This window comes from Nitrosospira sp. NpAV (assembly GCF_000832065.1).
Lineage (GTDB): Bacteria > Pseudomonadota > Gammaproteobacteria > Burkholderiales > Nitrosomonadaceae > Nitrosospira.
In genome coordinates, this window is record NZ_JXQM01000001.1 from 305,770 (window position 1) to 324,294 (window position 18,525).

Sequence of the window (18,525 nt, forward strand, 5' to 3'; positions counted from 1 at the left end):
AGGATCTTTTGGAGAAATTTTTTATTTTATTTGTGATAGTCCAGCACTGGAATCCTAATAAAGATTAAGGCTTTCATAGCGTGAAACCATCGGTACATAATTCAGCCAAACGTTGCCGTCCCAAGCGCTTGCGCCAGGGATTGAATAACAGCTTCAGATTGCTGTGGGCAGCCAGCGCGGTGATGCAGGCATGGTCGAACGTGGCTTACGCCATCGATCCGGCTTCATTGCCGACGCCCTGCGCGGGTGGTGCATGCGGCGCAGGCGGTGATCTGCCTTTCGTGGGCCACGGGCAGATAGGGCATGGCGGCATGCCCGATATCAATGGCAACACCATGACAGTGCACCAGTTAAGCGAACAGGCCATTCTCAACTGGAAGGATTTTAATATTGGCGCCGGCAAGGCGGTGGTTTTTGACCAGCCCGGCGTCACCGCGTCTACCCTTAACCGCGTGTGGGGGCCAGATGTAAGTACGATTGCCGGACAACTAAGAGCAAATGGTCAGGTTTACCTGATCAACCAGAACGGCGTTCTCTTTGCCGACGGGGCGCAGGTCGATGTCGGCGGTTTGGTCGCGTCAACCCTCAATATCAAGGATGCAACTTATCTTGGAGGATTGCTCACGGGCAACACAGGTGTAATAGATAATACATTCCCGGCGGTATTTGAAAGCGGAACCGGTTTCACCGGCAATGTCGAAATCAAGCCGGGCGCCGTTCTTGCTACCGCCAACGGCGGGCGCATCATGCTGCTGGCACCCACGGTCACCAATCAGGGAAAGATCACGACGCCGGACGGGCAGGCCATATTAGGCGCTGGAAAAACCGTCTATCTGGCCGCCAGCAGCGACCCGGCGCTGCGTGGGCTGCTCATCGAGGTAGATGCGGGCGGGCTCACCCATTCAACCGCCAGCAACCAGGGAACAATTACGGCGGAACGCGGCAACATCACCTTGGCGGGGCTGCTGGTAAATCAATCCGGCCGCCTGACCGCGACGACTTCAGTGAATGCCAATGGGTCCATCCAACTGTCCGCCGGAGACGTTTCGCGGCGAAATCCTCTAGATAACAGTCTTTCCGCCGGATTTGTCAATGTCGCGGAAAATGGCAGCAACAAACTATTGCCCAATCAGGGTGGCACTTTAACCTTGTCCCATGGCAGCGTCACCGAGATCATCGCCGATGCCACTGACACAAAAACCGTCAACGATACTCAGGTTTTCCTATCCTCAGCAGTGTCATTAGTCGGCAAAAAGATAGCCTTGCAGGGGAACGCCTCCATTATCGCGCCGGGTGGCAATATAAGCGCATTGGCGGCAGATAATCCTTACGACCGAGTACGCGATCGCAATAACGCCAAGCCGGTGCCCATCGAGCCCGACGGCAGCCGCATCTACCTCGACACGGCCAGCCGCATTGATGCTTCCGGATTGCAAGGCGTGCAGCTCTCCGCCGAACGCAATCTGGTTCAAGTGGAGTTGCGCTCGAACGAGTTGCAGGATGCCCCTTTGCAACGCAACGGCTTCCTGAAAGGCAAAACGGTCACGGTCGATCTGCGCAAAGGCACCCCGCTGGCGGATATCACTCCGTTCCGTAATAATCTGGGGCGCGGGATTTCCGAGAAACTGACGCAGGCCGGCAGTATCTCGCTGGATTCGGGCGGTGACGTGATCACCAGAAGCGGCTCCATCCTCGATATCTCCGGCGGAACCATCCAGTATCAACAGGGACTTGATCGCACCACGACCCTGCTGGGTAGCGATGGGAGGATCTACAATATCGCCGACGCGCCCCTCGACATCAACTACATCGGCTTTGCCGACGGATATACCCTCACGTCGGGCAAGTGGGGCACCACCACGATCGTGGCGACGCCCCGCCCGGTATTGCAGGGATATGCGGAAGGACAATCTGCGGGGACGATCTCCGTAAGCACGCCCTGGGCGGCGCTGCAAGGAGCGTTGCGGGCGCATGCAACCCCAGGCCTGTTGCAGCGAATGGAGGCCGACCTGCCCAAGGGTGGCACGCTGGTGATTGGCGAAGCCAGCCAGGAAGTAAACGGAGGGGAAACCCCGGATTTCCGCGCCAGGAACATTGTACTAAGCCAGTCGGCTCCCGGCCTGCCGCAGGGATTCGATTCCGGTACCCCGGCGCCACCGGAATCCCGGCAAAGTCTGCAGCTATCGGCTGATTTGATAAAACAGGGCGGTTTCTCCAGCCTGCATTTGTTCAGCAACGACACGATCACACTCCCTGCTGCCACGGATTTGCGGCTTTCGCCCGGCGGAGCCTTTTCTGCGCTGGCAACCTCGGACATTAATGTAGCCGGCAACATCAATATCCTTTCAGGCGAAGTCAGTCTGAAAAGCCGGGAAGGCAGCATTCAACTCGCAGCCGGCACGCAAATCGATGTGCGCGGCGGTTGGATCAACAATTCTCCGCTTATCTATGCCACCGCCGATAATGCGCCCCTCTTGCTCGACGGCGGAAAGGTGGCTTTGACCGCCCTTAAGAATGTAGTGGTCGGCGCCGACAGCCAGATCGATGTGTCCGGCGGCGGATGGGTGGATAGCAATAACAAGCTGACTGCAGGAAAGGGCGGAAGCATCCAGTTGAATTCGACAAGCGTTGATAATGCCGGCAATATGCTGGGCACGGTTGAAATGCGGGGAAGACTGCTGGGCTATGGATTGTTCGATGGCGACACGCTCGCCGTCACTGCCCTCACGGTCAGGATAGGCGGAGCGCCTTCAGGCAATAGCGGGGAATACTGGGTCGATCCGGCCGCCTTCCGCCAAGGCGGCTTTGCGTCGTACAGCCTGACTGGAGTCAACCACCTGGAGATTGTAGCCGGCACGCAGATCCGCCCGCAAATGCAGAACTGGATACCGGACGCAAGCTACCTGATCAGGCCCACCGGAACCGATATTTCAGCTTTCAGCCGCATTGGTATGCTGGACGAGTTGTTCCGCAGCCCGGTAAGCCTGACATTGGCATCGACCAGCGCCCTGAGCCGACTGGGACTGGGCAACCTGACCATGGGGGCGGGAGCCTACATTATCACCGACCCGGGTGCGTCGGTATCGCTCTCCGCACGCGAGAACCTGCAGGTTCTCGGCACCATCGATGCGCCGGCGGGCCATATCGACCTGAGTGTCGCACGTGGGCTGATTATCGGCAGCGATGACGACAATACGGAAGGCTTCGTAAGCAATCAGCATCTACGGATAGGCAGTAGCGCAAGATTGCAGGCAAGCAGCGTGGCACAGATCCGCAGGGATAGCGCGGACGGCCTGCGCAAGGGCAGGATGCTGGATGCAGGCAGCGTGGTGTTGAGCGCGAATAAAGGCGATCTGATTCTGGAGTCCGGATCATTGATCGATGTTTCCGGAGCCAGGGGCGAGATAGATCAGTTCACCACCACGGGCGTGCAAACCATCGCCATTGCCGGGACGGGAGGCGAAATCAGCCTGCAGGCACGAGAGGGCATAGCCATCAACGGTGGTTTGCTTGGTAGAGCAGCATCTGTCCCGGGCGCTGCCGCAGGCAGATTGTCCATCGGACTGGATTCGTATGACCGAACCGTCAATCCGAATGTATCGCTTGGCGGGGGGGCGGGAATTTATCCGACGCAAGACCGGATCCTGACCCTTACCTCGGATTCGGCCGCAAGCCTGCCGGCCTCCCCAGCCAATGGGACCGCCCGGATCAGTGCACAGCAACTCCAGGCCGGCGGCTTCGATCAGATCGAACTTAGAAGCACGGATGTGATCGCAGTGGATGGCAGTGTGGATCTCGGTGCGAGGCGCGGCCTGGTGCTGGATGCGCCTGTGCTGAGGGGTAACCCGGGCGCATCCGCCAATCTGCACGCGGCATATGTGGCATTGGGAAATGTCAATGGTAAAAACCAGCCTGGAGCGGCAGATACATTGCCGGTGCGCGACCCGGCAATCGGCAATGCGACCCTGACGGTCAGCGCCAAACTGGTGGATATCCGCGGCAAAAGCATACTCGACGGATTTTCCACCGCACGCTATCACAGCAATGGTGATATCCGGTTTTCCTACAGTGTGACCGATGCAACCACCAATTTTACAGGTTCGCTCAAAACCGCCGGTGACCTGATGTTTCAGGCGGCTCAGCTTTACCCCGTAACCCGCGCGGACTTCACCCTCAATCCGGAGGGCGCTTATGCGCCCGGTGCGGTAACCTTCTTATCCAACGGTGGCAGCCTGGCAGACACGCCACTGTCAGCGGGCGGCAAGCTTACGGTCAACGCCACCACCATCAACCAGGCCGGGGTAGTGCGCGCACCGCTGGGGCAGATCGCTTTCAATGCAACCGGCGGCGTCACGCTGCAGGACGGCAGCGTCACCTCGGTCTCCGGCGATGGCAAGCTAATCCCTTTCGGCAGCGTGCAGAATGGAAAATCCTGGGTGTACCAGGTCGATCCGGCCACATCGAACCTCATTTCATCACCGTTAGCGAAGCAAATATCCTTGAATGCGCCCGCCGTGACAATCGCAAGTGGCGCAAGGGCTGATCTTTCCGGCGGTGGTGACCTGTATGCGTACGAATTCGTGGCGGGACCGGGCGGTTCGCAGGACGTGCTGGATGGCCGTTATACCGCGGCCATTCTCCCCGCCTTCAGTTCAACCAAATCACCATCGGTATTTGCCCCGCTCGACCATCAGTATCAGATCGGCTCCGGGGTGAACGTCGGTGACACGGTCTATCTGAGCGGCGTGCCCGGCCTGGCAGCAGGCTATTATGTGCTGCTTCCGGCCCGCTACGCCCTGCTGCCGGGCGCGTACGCGATTTCCGCCGCCAAGGGGATACGGGATATGCCGCTCCCTGCGCTTACCGCCGCGCTCGGGTATCAGGATCTTCCCCTGGGCACCGTATTCGCACAGATAGATAGTTCCAGCATCGTGGCCGGGCGCACCGCTGTTGCGGGCACGGATATTGCCGACAGCCGCACCTCCCTGTTTCACGTCACGCCCGGCAACGTGGTACGAACTCAATCGCAATATAATGACAGTTTCTCGAACCAGTTTTTCTCTGAAACGGCGGTTTCCGGCGGAACGGCCATTCCGAAAATCGCTGCAGACGCCGGACAGCTCCAGCTTGCGGCCACCGATGCACTATTACTGAATGGCGCCATCGGTTTCAACGCGGCCACCTTCGTCGTTGGCAAGGATGCAAAGGGTAACGCCATTGTGCGCGATGGCCGGGGTGGCGAAGTATCGGTGGAAGCCCCCTCCATCAGTCTGGTCGATAGTCTGGGTCCGGACGACGGCACGTTGCAGTTGAAGACTTCGGGACTCAACAGCCTGGGCGCCCAGAGTCTGCTCATAGGCGGGAGACGCACAGCCTCTTCTTCAGGCGATCAGCTCACAGTGGGCGCCGAGCGGGTCGAACTGCGAAATAGCGCAGCGGCTACCCTGCTTGCGCCGGAAATCATTCTGGCGGCAAAGCAGCAAGTCGTCGCAAGGTCCGGCAGCTCCATTCGCAGCCAGGGAGCACTGGATAACAGCGCCAGCGCGCTACAGGTGAACGGAGATGGTGCCCTGCTCCGCGTCGCGGAGGCGCCTCAGCCCAACTTCAACCGTGCGATCGCAGATCCCTCAACAAACTTGCTGGGCACTTTGATCATGGAGGATCAGGCAAGAATCGCGAGTACCGGCAGCGTTATCCTGGATGCCGCGGCGGATAGCCGGATTGCGCCTTCCGCCCGCATCGACGCCCACGCCATCTCGCTCTCGTCGAGCAGGGTTAGTATGGGCGATGCGCCCGCCGGTACGCCGGTGACTGGTCTCAACCTCACCTCCTCACTGCTGGCTAGCCTTAGCGAACTCACTGAATTGACCGTGCGCAGCTACAGCACCATTGATTTGCATGGCTCCCTGGTCCTGGGAAATATCGATGTGAATGGCAAGCCGCGTCTCGACAGTCTTCATCTCGATGGCTGGGGGCTGGTGGGTCATGGCGCCGGTAACAAATTATTGCAGGCGGCTTCCATCAATCTGACCAACCTCAATCAGGCGGCTTGTGCCACGGCGTGCGCGGGCGACGGCACAGGCAGCCTGACCGTTCTTGCGCTCAATAGTGATGCGCCCAACTCCGGCCGTCTGTTCATTGGTGAAGGCGAAAAACACATCGATGGCTTCTCCTCCGTACATCTCCAGGCGCGGAAGGATATTGCAGCAGCCGGTGATGGCAAGCTCGATCTGGCGAATGCGGGCGATCTGCAATTGCAATCTGCGAGGCTGGGCACGTCGACCGGCGCGGACCAAAGTATCACCAACGCGGACGGAAAGGTAAATATCGATCCAGTAGGGCTGGGTGCCGGTGCACTGGCGGAAGCCGGCATAGGCGGAAAACTTGCAATCAGCGGCACGCAAATCAGCCAGGGCGGCTTGATCTCGGTACGTGCCGGGGAACTGACGCTGCAAGCCACCGGCGCTCAATCCGAGGATAACGTTATCTTGCAGGCGGGCTCGCGTATCGACGCTTCAGGCGTCGACAAGAAGCTGGGGGGAATAAGCGCTTATGCCCCCGCAGGCAAAGTGAGCCTCCAGTCCGCCCACGGTAACGTCGATATCAAAGCAGCGGCCGGGACGCTATCCGCCGCCGTGGTTGATCTCGCTGGCGCGACAGATGCGGCCGACGGCAGCGTGGGTGGCAATGGCAGCGATGCCGGGACTTTATCCATCAAGGCGGAGCTCGGCTCCCTGTTTCTAGAAGGCGACCTGCGGGCCGGCACCACTGCTGCCGGTAAGCGCCAGGGTGCGTTCGAGCTCGACGTCAAAAATTTGGGCCTGGGCAACTACTCCGCATTGAACCGGTCGCTGGCCGCCGGCGGCTTTACCCAATCGGTCGACGCCCGTATTCGCACCGGCAACGTTCTGATAACGGCCTCCGATACCCTTCATGCCCACCAGTACAAGCTCAGCGCCGATCAGGGTGCCATTACCGTAGCGGGCACCATCGACGCCGGCGGCGCCACCGGTGGGCGGATCGAGCTTCATGCAAACAACGACGTGACGCTGACCCAGAGTGCGACCTTGCGCGCCGATGCCACGGCAACCGGTGAGCGAGGCGGAAAAGTCGTGCTGGGCACGGCAGCGGGCTCGCTCGACCTTCAAACCGACAGCCAGATCGATGTCGGTGCCGGGACAGGGGGTGTGGGCGGCGAAGTGCTGCTGCGCGCACCGCGTACCGGCGGCGGCGCAGGCGATGGCGTGGCAGTGAGCGGCCTGAATTCGGCTATCCAGGGCACTTCCACCACAGTGCTGGAAGCAGTCCAAGTTTACCGTAACGTGGATACGTTGACCGCGAGCGGCACGAACGGCGCCACGCTGGGCTTCGACCAGATCGATGCCGATATTGCGAGCTTCATGGCTCACAAGAATACGATCCTGACTACATTGGGCAGAGGCGGCGACAGCGCCTTCCACATCCGGCCCGGAGTGGAAGTTCTATCCTCCGGCAACCTGACGGTCGACAGCGACTGGAATCTCTATTCAGCCAGCCGTTCCGGAGACGAACCGGGCGTGCTTACCCTGCGCGCAGGGGGCGATCTCATCGTCAAAGGCAGCATCAGCGATGGCTTTGCCACGGCTGCGCCGGGCGCCGCATTGGGGATAGGCCCCTCGTGGTCCTACCGGCTGGTTGGGGGCGCAGACTTATCCGGCGCGGACTCATTGAGTGTTACCGCCATGCCGGATGGCCATTTCATTCTTGCACCCGGCAAGCTGATACGCACCGGCACCGGTGATATCGATGTCGCAGCCGCGGGTGATATACGGATTGGCTACGACCAAGCCACGGACAGCTTTACCCAACCCAATGCTTCCGCTTCGGTGATCTATACGGCCGGAACAGCGGGCATAGCAATCGATCCGGATCTGTTCAAGGCGCCTGTCAATCGCCTGAATGTATCGCTGGGCGCAAACTACACCGTGGGTGGCGGGGATATCAGTCTCCAGGCGGGACAGGACATAACCAGCGCGCCCAGCAAGCAACTGGTCGCCGACTGGCTGTGGCGCCGCGGCAAAGTCAACACCGATGGTACCATAGCCGCAAACCAGAACACGACCTGGTGGGTCAATTTTGCCAGCTTCCAACAAGGGGTCGGTGCACTGGGTGGCGGCGATATCGCGGTAAAAGCCGGCAACAATATCAATAACCTCTCCGCCGTGATTCCAACCAACGGGCGGCTCGCAGGCGCGGCCGGTTCCGTCCCTGATCCCGCCGACCTGGTGATACAGGGCGGCGGCGACCTGACGCTGCTGGCCGGCGGGAATGTCAACAGCGGCATGTTTCAGGTTGATCGCGGCCATGCACTGATCAGCGCCGGCGGATCCCTTGGCTCCGCACGTGCCGTACAGGATACCGCTGACGGATCTTCCTCTGATACCTCCCCTGTTTATACGCTGCTGGTGATGGGCGACGGCAAAATCGATGTTCGGGTGCGCAAGGATGCCATACTGGAAGGGGTGTTGAACGCTACGACATTGCCTGCTGCTCGCGCTAATACTCTCGGAAACAATCTAAATAATACGCCCACGTTTTTCTATACCTACTCCGCGACAAGCAAGCTTGAGCTTGCCAGTGTTGCGGGCAATCTGACGCTCAATAACAACGTTGGCGCGATCCTGGACAGCTTGCCCGCTAATGGGTTAACCAAGGCGGGCTTCAAAAACCCAAACTTGCAGGTCTATCCTGCAGGTCTTGAGGCCGTAGCGTTGTCGGGCAATATGCAGGTCAATGAGACCCGCCTATTTCCTTCTCCCAGTGGTGGTTTGAATCTGCTGGCCAATGGCAACATCACCTTTGGTGGCATGACACGCATATACGAAGCCGATCCCGGTCGCGTTGCCAACCCGCTCAGGCCGGCTCCATTTTTGAATGCCGTCGGCACTTCCACAATCCCGGGTTTAAGTGCAGACATTCATTTGGATACTGCTGCTTTGCCCATCCTTCCCTTGTATAGAAATAATACGCAGCCAGTCCGTGTTATTGCCGAGACGGGTAGTATTTTAGGTGACAGCCAACTGATCATCCTGCCCAAGCAAGCGCAATTCATTGCCGGCAAAGATATCAGTAATCTCAATCTGGACAGCAAAAATTTAAATGTGGACGATTTAACGCTGCTTCAAGCCGGACGCGATATTATTTTCGATATCAGACAGGATCCGAACAGCAATAAGCTGCTTGGCAATTATGACCGTATCCGCGTGGGAGGGCCGGGTTTGCTGGAGATACTGGCAGGCCGCAACCTCGACTTGGGTAACAGCGCGGGGGTAACCACCCGCGGCAGCACCGATGACGCGCGCCTGCCAGCGGGGGGCGCCAGCATCGTTGCAGCAGCGGGCCTGGGTAGCGAAGCGACCGGGGGGCTGCGTACCCCCAACTACACCTCCTTCATAGACCGGTATCTGGTAGCAGGTGCCGAACGGTCAGGCACGCACTCGGCGGCGCTGACCGCCTATATGAGGCAACTTGCCAGCCAGGGCGACCTGACGGATACGCAAGCGCTCGCAGCATTCCGCGCCCTGCCCGATCAACAGAAGCTGCCTTTCGTCTCTCAGGTTCTATACAGCGAATTGAGGATCACCGGCCTGGAGCATAATCTCAGCGGCGCCACTTATGACCGCGGCTACGACGCCATCCAGACCTTGTTCCCGGCAGTCGATTATGCCGGCGATATCAATCTCTTTTTCAGCCAGATCAAAACCGAGCAGGGCGGCGATATCTCGCTGCTGGCGCCCGGCGGCTCGGTAGTGGTGGGGCTGACCAATCCCCCGGCTGAACTGGCCGCGCTGAAAATCGACGAGTCTGTCAGACCCAATATTCCGGCGGCGGCCAATCTCGGCATCATGGCGTTTGGCGAGGGGGCTATCCGCGCTTTTGCGAAGCAACATTTCACCGTCAATCGTTCACGTATCCTTACCCTGCAAGGTGGAGATATCCTGTTGTGGTCTTCCGACGGAAATATCGATGCCGGCAGGGGTGCAAAAACTGCTTCCGCAGCACCGCCGCCGGTGATACAAACGGATGCCAATGGCAACATATTTGTCAATCCCAGCGGCGCGGTTTCTGGCAGCGGTATCGGTCAGTTGCTGACAGGCACCACGACCACCGTTGGTTCCGTCGATCTGCTGGCCCCCAGGGGTATCGTCGATGCGGGTGATGCGGGCATCCGTGTAGCCGGTAACCTGAATGTTGCCGCGGTGCAGGTAGTGGGTGCGGACAATATTCGCGTTGGCGGCGTGGCAACGGGGACCCCTGTTTCGGATAGCGGCGCGCTGGCCGGCGCTGCGGCTGCCGGATCCAGTGTTGGCGCGTCAGTCACAAGAACCGTCGATGAATTCGGACGTGGTGCGGCAAGCAACAATAATTCCGGTTTCTCGAACACACGTCAGCTCCTGCCTTCATTTATTCGCGTCGAAGTGCTGGGCCTGGGTGAATAATTCCGTAGTCGACGCCACACCTAGAATTCATATTCCTCCTTAAGTTCGGCAGGCAGATAGTCCAGGATTCATTTGCATGGCATACGGTCTCCCCGGATGCCGGCTATATGATATTCATATAATTGAACTCCACCCTGATCTCTCGCGGGTAGCCGCCGCCACCCGATCATTCCCATCCACCTCCCGGAATCCGGCTCGGCACACGTCGCTCATTCCCATCATCCTGCATTTGTTAGCGGAACTCACCCAAAAGGTTTTGGCCTCCTTTGGCGAAGAACGCATGGATTCCCTTAGCATAAAAACTCATATGGTAACCATTTTTTATAGGTTCATTTAAATCCGCTTCAATCGTATATTTCTATCCCGTCTGAATGCTTAATGAACGAATATCCGCATGATATGACTTTTGGTTGATTTAACGAATGCTCATGCAGAATGAGTTTTTCTCGTATCTCCACGAACTATCGGCCCATGGCGATATATGCGAAGCAGGTGAGAATGTGAACGATTTGATCGCTTCTTTTTAACAGCGTATTCAACAATCGAATGAGGTTTGCAAGAAGGGACGGTGCTCTGGCTCGAGATTCGAGCGTAATGCTCGCGCAATTCATGATTATATGCATAAAGCATGAAGCATGCGCGTCTACACGTCAGTCCGTTACTGTTTTGATGAGGCAGCAAACAATACTGGGTCACCGAGTGTTTCATAATTTCAGGATATTTTGCTTGTTCGCACTAATCGCCGAATTCGGGTTCTGGCCAAGCGTTTCCGTATCAGCGGAAACGCCTCAGCCTGCCCGCGAAGCAAACACCGAGATTGCGGAAGCCGAGAAGAAATTACTTTTCGATATTCTCGATATTCAGATTGAAGGAAACACCGTATTACCCCAGATGGTCGTGGAAAGGATCATCTATCCTTTTATGGGAGAACACAAAACGATTGACGATCTGGAAGCCGCGCGCAAGGCATTGGAGCAGAAATACAAGGAGAGTGGTTTCGTCACGGTTTTTGTGGATATTCCCGAGCAGGATGTCAAGGATGGTGTCGTTCGATTAAGCGTCACCGAAGGAAAGGTGGGGCGCTTACGTATCAAAGACTCGCGTTACTACTCGCTGGGCCGTATTCGTGAAGCGGTGCCTTCCCTGGCCGAAGGAAGCGTTCCCAATTTTCCAGTGGTTCAGAAGGAAATGGCCTTGCTGAATCGCTCCGCAGGCCTGCGCGTGTCCCCGGTACTGCGCGCGGGTGTAACACCGGGTACCGTGGACGTAGATCTGAATGTCAAGGATCGATCGCCACTTTACGCGAGCGTGGAGCTGAATGATCGCTTTAGCCCCAATACCAGCCGATTACGGCTGATTGGCACCCTCCGCTATGACAATCTCTGGCAGCGGCGGCACAGCCTGAGTATGCAATACCAGACTTCGCCCGAGAATCTTGACCAGGTTCAGGTCTTTTCGGGAACCTACCTGATGGGTTTGGGAAACAGCGGCATCATGCTCGCCGTTTATGGCGTCCATGCGGATAGCAATGTCGCGGTACTGGGTAACACAAACGTGATCGGCAAGGGCGATATTATCGGCACCCGGCTCGTTCTGCCGTTAACCGGTTTGGATAACTATTATCACAGCCTGGCACTTGGCTTCGACTATAAAAACTTCGATCAGGCGGTGCAGCTGGGGACGAACAGGCTCGTAACGCCGATACGTTATTTCCCCATCAGCCTTCAATACAGCGGCACCCAGCAGGATGCCAGCGGCACCACCCAGCTTGGATTGGGTGTGCACTTCTCCGCGCGTCCCTTGAGTGAACGCAAGATAGAGTGCCTGCCAGGATTTTTTGAAGATCAATTCGAATGCAAACGACATGGCGCGCAAGCCGATTTCATCTATCTTCGATCCGATCTCCAACGTCAGCAAACCTTACCGCGGGATTTTCTCCTGTCGGGAAGAGTGTCCGCACAGATTGCCAATCAACCGCTCGTCAATAATGAGCAGTTTAGCGCTGGAGGAGTCGAGACTGTGCGCGGCTATCCGGAATCCCAGCTGCTGGGCGACAACGGCTTTCAAGGCTCGGTGGGATTGCAAACACCCCGTCTGCCGGGGGATCTGATCGACTGGCGGCTGCTTGTATTCGTCGACGGCGCGTATACCAACAACTACCAGCGCCTGAACACCGACTTGTCATACAGCATCCTGAGCACGGGGATAGGCATGAGGATCAAGTCACCCGAGAGCTTGAGGAGTCTGAGAGGCCTGAGTGGTTTTAGCGGCGCGCTTGACTTTGCCTGGCCTCTACGAAATTTCCGGAATAGCACCACCAACATACAAACCGGCGACATGCGTATGCATTTCAAGTTACTGCTCGAAATGTAGCGCATGCCGGTAAAGCTTGAATTATCGAGGATAGATAGCCTGATGAATAAAGTATTTTTTTTATTGCTGACTTTGCATCTCATCTCATTTTCCCAGGTTGCCGGAGCTTACTGGGATGAGGCATGGACCGCCAGAGCAAAAATCACGTTGAACCCACAGGGCGTGGGGACAGTGGATCAAGTGCCGGTGGCGGTACGTCTGCATTCGGGCAACTTTAATTTTCTGGATGCGGACGCGGATGGAGCCGACCTACGATTTATCTCGGCGGATGACAAAACCGAACTCAAGTTTCATATCGAGAAATTCGATTCCATCAACGAATTGGCGGTGATCTGGGTACTGCTTCCCCAGATTAATCCGGCGGACAAATCGGCGCATTTCTGGCTTTACTATGGTAACGGCGCGGCTGCCAGTACCGCTGACAATAGGAGTAGTTGGGACTCCGGGACCGCGGCTGTCTTCCATTTCAGTGAAAAATCGCTGTTGCAGGATGACTCTGCGAATGGATGGGCGGCAACGGGTGAAATAACCGTGCAAAAAGCTGCCCTGCTCGGCGCGGCGGCCGTATTTAACGGCCAGCCGCTGCGCATCGGGCCAGCGGCCGCGCTCAAGCTGAGTGCGGGAGATAATTTTTCGTACTCGGTCTGGATCAAGCCGGGTGCGCTGCCTCAGCAGGCCATGCTGTACCGTCAGGAATCGCTTTCCATCAAGATCGATGGCCAGAAGCTGGTACTGGCGTCCGGCGCGAGTGCCATTTCTGGCGGGGAAATCAAGGCCGCCGCATGGCAGCATGTGGCAGTCACGGCAGCCGCAGGCAAGGCCACGCTATATGTGAATGGCATACCGGTGGGCACGGGCGATCTGGCGCTGCCCGATGCGCAAGGCAACGTGGAGATCGGCGCAGGCTATACCGGCGAACTGGATGAAGTGCAAATCGCCAATATGGCGCGGAGCGAGGACTGGATCAAACTGGCGGCGGCAGGTCAGGGAATGGACAGCCAACTGCTGAAAATAGGCAAGCCTTCCACTGACGGCGAGGAAGAAGAGGAAAGCGTCTCTTACTTCGGCATTCTCTTCCAGAACCTCACCGTGGATGCATGGGTGGTGATCATTATTCTCGCCGTCATGTTCGCGATCAGCCTGGCCGTGATGGTTGTGAAAGGCAAGCTGATTGCTCGCACGGACCGCGGCAACCGTCTGTTTCTGGAACGCTTCGGCAATGCTGGCAGCAACGACCTGCTGGCACTCGACAGAGACGAAAGCTACCCCGATTCCACCCTGTTCCATCTTTATGGGGCAGGATTGAAGGAAATCCGCAAACGCTACACCAATGGCAACGAGCTTGCGCTGACGGGCGCATCGATTGACGCCATCAAGGCCTCGATCGATGCCAATCTCATCCGCGAGAACAAGAAACTGAACGCCAACATGGTGCTGCTCACCATTGCCATTTCTGGCGGGCCATTCCTAGGCCTGCTGGGTACGGTGGTCGGCGTGATGATTACCTTTGCCGCGATCGCTGCGGCGGGCGACGTGAATGTCAACGCCATTGCTCCCGGTATCGCCGCGGCCCTGCTAGCCACCGTCGCCGGATTGGCCGTGGCGATCCCCGCACTGTTTGGCTACAACTACCTGGCCAGCCGCATCAAAAACATCACTACCGATATGCAGATTTTCGTGGATGAATTCGTGACACGGGTCGCCGAGTTGTATGGACGCTGAGAGGGATTGAGCCATGTCAGGGGATGTCAAGGAAGACAACCAGCCTTACGACGAGATCAACATCACGCCAATGCTGGATCTCGCCTATGTGCTGCTGGTGATATTCATCATTATGACCACGGCCTCAGTGCAGGGAGTCAAGGTTGAACTGCCGCACACGCGTAACACCGCAAGCTTGGCTCAACCGCAGACTCGCGCAATCACCGTTACGCTGGATGGAGCGGTTTATCTGGATGCGTACCCTGTGGATATGGTGATGCTGGAACAGCGCCTGAGTGAATTCAAAGGTAACAACCCTTCTCTGCCGGTGGTACTCAAGGGCGATGCGGCGGCGCACTACGACAAGATTTCCGGAGTGCTGGAGATCTGCAAGAAGCTGGGCATTACGGAGATTGGCCTGGTCACCAAGAAGAGCGCTGAATAATCCTGAATCCGGTAGTTGGACGGGGTGAAGTCAAATATTAGGAAATATTTTTTAATCATAACGCTGCTCTATTAAAGAAGCGGTCAGCTACCGGATTCAGGATTATGCAGATACAGAACGAATCGCAACCCTACGACACCATCAACATCACGCCCATGCTGGATTTGGCATATGTGTTGCTGGTCATCTTCATTCTCATGACAACTGCGGGCGTGCAGGGGCTCACCATGAATCTGCCGAAGCCCTCCAGCAAGCCTAGCACGGAGCAGCACGAGGTGAAGATCGTGCAGATACAGGAAAGCGGCGGCATGCTGATGAACGGCGTGGGAGTGAGCCTCGCCGAACTCGAAACCCATCTCAGTGCAACCAAAGCGCGCGACCCCAAGTTTGCCGTGATGATCAAGGGCGATGCCAAAGCGCCCTACGCGGGAGTGATTGCCGTCGTGGATCTGGTGACACGCCTGGAAATTGAGAATGTCGGTTTGGTGACGGCGAAAATAGGAAGCTGATGGACAGCTTGCTTCAAGGCACATCGATGCCCACAGCGAAAAGGACGACGAAAAGAACAGCGGGCGGCAGGTTCCGGCTGCAACACATTGCGCTCGGATTGGGATTGTTACTGGCTCTGGCAGGTATCGGTCTGGTTTTGAAGAATCTGATGATGGGAAATACCAGTCCCAAGAAAACACCGACCACCATAAAGATCCTGCCTGACACGCCACCTCCGCCCCCTCCGCCGCCGCCGAAAGAACCGCCCAAGGAGCAACCAAAGGAAATGAAGGTGGAACAACCCAAGCCACAGGAAGCACCCCAACCGCCGGCTGAATCTCTAAAGATGGAAGGCGCGGCAGGCGATGGTCCAAGTCCGTTTCAGGCGGGTACGGTCACCAACGAATACCAGGGGGGCACCACGATCGGCGGTAAAGACCGGTTTGCCTGGTTTACCGGGCTGCTCAAAGATCGGATCGAAAGCGCCCTGGCCAAAGACAAGGATCTCGCCAAGGGGGATTATCGGCTTGTAGTCAAGGTCTGGATTACCGGGAATGGAAAGATCGAGCGCTTCGAATTGGAAGGAAGCAGTGGAAACACGCAGATAGACGGGTTGATCAAGGCAGCGCTGAATAATATCGCATCGCTGTCGGAGCCGCCTCCGGAGAGCATGCCACAACCCGTGAAATTGAGAATCACCTCCCGATCGGCGGGCTGATGGATGACGATGCAAGAGATACTATGAAAATCAGATTTTTACCACACATAATCCTGGGCATATTCAGTCTGCTGTCTTCAGGCATGGTGATGGCTGACGCGAGTACGGTCAAGCTTGTGAACCTCCTGGTGCAGGAAGGGATTCTGTCCAAAGAGAAAGCGGATCTTCTACTTAAGCAGGTAGCGGAGGAAGTTTCTTCCAAAACCAGTGATGCCCAGCCAAAAACCACTGCCGAAGGCAAAGCAGTTGAAACCGATGGCAAAGGCAAAGTCATCCGCATGCAATACGTGCCCGAGTTTGTGAAGCAGGAAATGCGCGAGGAAATCAAACAGGACGTGCTGGCACACGCGAAAAACGAACATTGGGGAGACCGCAAGCCCCTCCCCTCATGGCTGGATCGGTTTACCTGGAGCGGGGATGTTCGACTGCGCCATGACAGCACTTCATTTTCCGAAGCGAATGCGCCACCAGGAGTATTCCGGCTGGCTGGCGTCGATGTAGAAAATACCACCGTGGATCGGTTGCGTTGGCGCGCAAGAGCCAGAATCGCAGTGGATGTGAAACTTACGGATCACTTCACGGCTGGAGTTCGCTTGGCAACGAATGGAGCAAGTGAAAATCCGGTTGCGGCTAATCAAACGCTCGGCGATAGCAATCGCTCGTTTGCCGCCTTTTTCGACAGGCTTTATATCAATTACAGGCCGAACGACTGGCTGCTTCTTAGTGGCGGGAAGGTCGCCAATCCTTTTTACCGTACCGATATGGTGTGGGATCCCGATCTGAACTTCGACGGGATCATGTTTTCAGCGAGGCCAAAGGTCAATGACCGTTTGCTGGTGTTCGGGACTGGGGGCGTTTTTCCCATCCAGGAAGTCGACTTGGCAAAAAATGATAAATGGTTATTTGGAGGACAGGCTGGCTTGGAATGGAATTTAACCAGTCAGTCCAAGATCACGCTGGCAGCAGCCTATTATCACTATGAAAACATGTCAGGACGAATCAGCGACTTGAATGGGGATATCAGACTGAATACCAGTGCGGTGCAGTGGCGTCAGAAAGGCAATTCCTTGATACAACTGAATAATCCACCCGTTGCCGGACTGGATGGCGGAGGTGTCTATGGGTTGGCATCCGAATTTCGTGAGCTGAACCTGACAGGAGGGATAGATCTGGCCACATTTAATCCCGTGCGCATCCGCCTGATGGGGGACTACGCGCGGAATCTCGCTTTCGATCCCGCCAAGATGCGGCAGCGCGGTGCGAACCTGAACGGAAGGGAAGGCAACACAGCCTACCAGGTGCGTCTCGATATCGGCACGACCATGCTCCAGGACATGGGCCAACTGCTGGCGGCAAGACGTCATGACTGGCTCCTGTTCGGCGCATTCAAACGCATGGAATCCGATTCGCTGCTCGATGGTTTTACCGATTCCGAATTTTATATGGGAGGCACGAACGCACAAGGCTGGATCGGAGGTGCTGCTTACGCGGTTGCCGATAATGTCTGGTTCACCGGCCGCTGGCTCACTGCCAATCAAATCATCGGACCAAAACTGGGTATCGATGTCCTTCAGATTGATCTCACCGCGAGGTTCTAACGTGTTCACCCCGCTATTGCGATTTCCTTTGCTCCTGAATATCACATGGATAATGGCTTTATTCATACTTCCGGTGAGCCTGATGATGCCAGCATGGTCCGCCGATAAAAAAGAAACACGGCAACGGGAGGCTCAGCGCCGCACGCAGCAAGCCATCAAGCAGGCGCAATCGAGAACGGCGGAACTGGAACAGGCCAATGCCAATCTGGGCAGAAAGCTAAAGGAACAGGAGCAGCGTGCAAATGAAGCGCAACAAAATCTGGATGGGTTTTCACGAAAAAACAAGCGCCTGGCGGATGATTACGCAAAGGAGCAAGCTAAAGCTATCGATCTGGAAGCCAGGCTGAAGGAGGCCGAAAATAATTTGGGGCAGGCGCGAGCCGAGCTGGCAGACATCAGCGCAGCGCAGCTGGAAATGCAGCGTCACCTCAAGACAATGACTGTGGAGAAAACGGCGCTGGACGATACCCTGGCAAGTTGTTCCGGTAAAAACGAACAGCTATATCAGTTCGGACGCGAGCTGATCAATCATGTTGAGAGACCGGAAGCCTTTACCAGTATTTTACGCGCTGAGCCCTTCACTCAGATTAAACGCGTGGAACTCGAAAACATTTTCCAGGATTACCGCGACAGTCTCGATCAAAACCGCTTGAAACCCCTCAGTGCGCATTCCGTGAACCCCAAATGATAGTGATCAAAGCCCGCGCCGATGGACTTACCACC

Annotated in this window: 8 protein-coding genes; all 8 read left to right on the forward strand. The window is 56.8% G+C overall.

Features of this window, described 5'->3' with window-relative positions; all coding sequences use genetic code 11:
* Positions 1 to 80 precede the first annotated feature (80 nt).
* On the forward strand, positions 81 to 10,478 hold the full coding sequence (locus tag SQ11_RS01305; protein ID WP_041512303.1) for a filamentous haemagglutinin family protein: 10,398 nt from the start codon (positions 81 to 83) through the stop codon (positions 10,476 to 10,478).
* A 726-nt stretch (positions 10,479 to 11,204) separates the two neighbouring features.
* Positions 11,205 to 12,851 (forward strand): ShlB/FhaC/HecB family hemolysin secretion/activation protein, encoded by a 1,647-nt coding sequence (locus tag SQ11_RS01315; RefSeq protein ID WP_052493915.1) that lies wholly within the window; start codon positions 11,205 to 11,207, stop codon positions 12,849 to 12,851.
* A gap of 42 nt (positions 12,852 to 12,893) precedes the next feature.
* Positions 12,894 to 14,573: a DUF2341 domain-containing protein gene (locus tag SQ11_RS01320; protein WP_041512305.1), complete on the forward strand. Its 1,680-nt coding sequence runs from the start codon at positions 12,894 to 12,896 to the stop codon at positions 14,571 to 14,573.
* Positions 14,574 to 14,586: 13 nt separating this feature from the next.
* Positions 14,587 to 14,997, forward strand: a complete 411-nt coding sequence (locus SQ11_RS01325) for a biopolymer transporter ExbD (RefSeq protein WP_041512306.1) — start codon at positions 14,587 to 14,589, stop codon at positions 14,995 to 14,997.
* A gap of 104 nt (positions 14,998 to 15,101) precedes the next feature.
* Positions 15,102 to 15,506: a biopolymer transporter ExbD gene (locus SQ11_RS01330; protein WP_040851261.1), complete on the forward strand. Its 405-nt coding sequence runs from the start codon at positions 15,102 to 15,104 to the stop codon at positions 15,504 to 15,506.
* Positions 15,506 to 16,204 (forward strand): TonB C-terminal domain-containing protein, encoded by a 699-nt coding sequence (locus SQ11_RS01335; protein ID WP_084226675.1) that lies wholly within the window; start codon positions 15,506 to 15,508, stop codon positions 16,202 to 16,204. Before SQ11_RS01330 ends, SQ11_RS01335 begins: the two co-directional genes overlap by 1 nt.
* 23 nt (positions 16,205 to 16,227) lie before the next feature.
* The gene (locus SQ11_RS01340) at positions 16,228 to 17,802 is read left to right on the forward strand and encodes a putative porin (RefSeq protein ID WP_198140766.1); all 1,575 of its coding nucleotides are present in this window, start codon (positions 16,228 to 16,230) and stop codon (positions 17,800 to 17,802) included.
* Between the two features lie 52 nt (positions 17,803 to 17,854).
* The gene (locus SQ11_RS01345) at positions 17,855 to 18,490 is read left to right on the forward strand and encodes a hypothetical protein (RefSeq protein WP_156972379.1); all 636 of its coding nucleotides are present in this window, start codon (positions 17,855 to 17,857) and stop codon (positions 18,488 to 18,490) included.
* Positions 18,491 to 18,525 lie beyond the last annotated feature (35 nt).

Coding starts and splice junctions, on each gene's coding strand:
- SQ11_RS01330 (WP_040851261.1), top strand. CDS start 15,102: ATGCAGATACAGAACGAATCGCAACCCTACGACACCATCAACATCACG.
- SQ11_RS01320 (WP_041512305.1), top strand. CDS start 12,894: ATGAATAAAGTATTTTTTTTATTGCTGACTTTGCATCTCATCTCATTT.
- SQ11_RS01335 (WP_084226675.1), top strand. CDS start 15,506: ATGGACAGCTTGCTTCAAGGCACATCGATGCCCACAGCGAAAAGGACG.
- SQ11_RS01340 (WP_198140766.1), top strand. CDS start 16,228: ATGAAAATCAGATTTTTACCACACATAATCCTGGGCATATTCAGTCTG.
- SQ11_RS01345 (WP_156972379.1), top strand. CDS start 17,855: ATGGCTTTATTCATACTTCCGGTGAGCCTGATGATGCCAGCATGGTCC.
- SQ11_RS01325 (WP_041512306.1), top strand. CDS start 14,587: ATGTCAGGGGATGTCAAGGAAGACAACCAGCCTTACGACGAGATCAAC.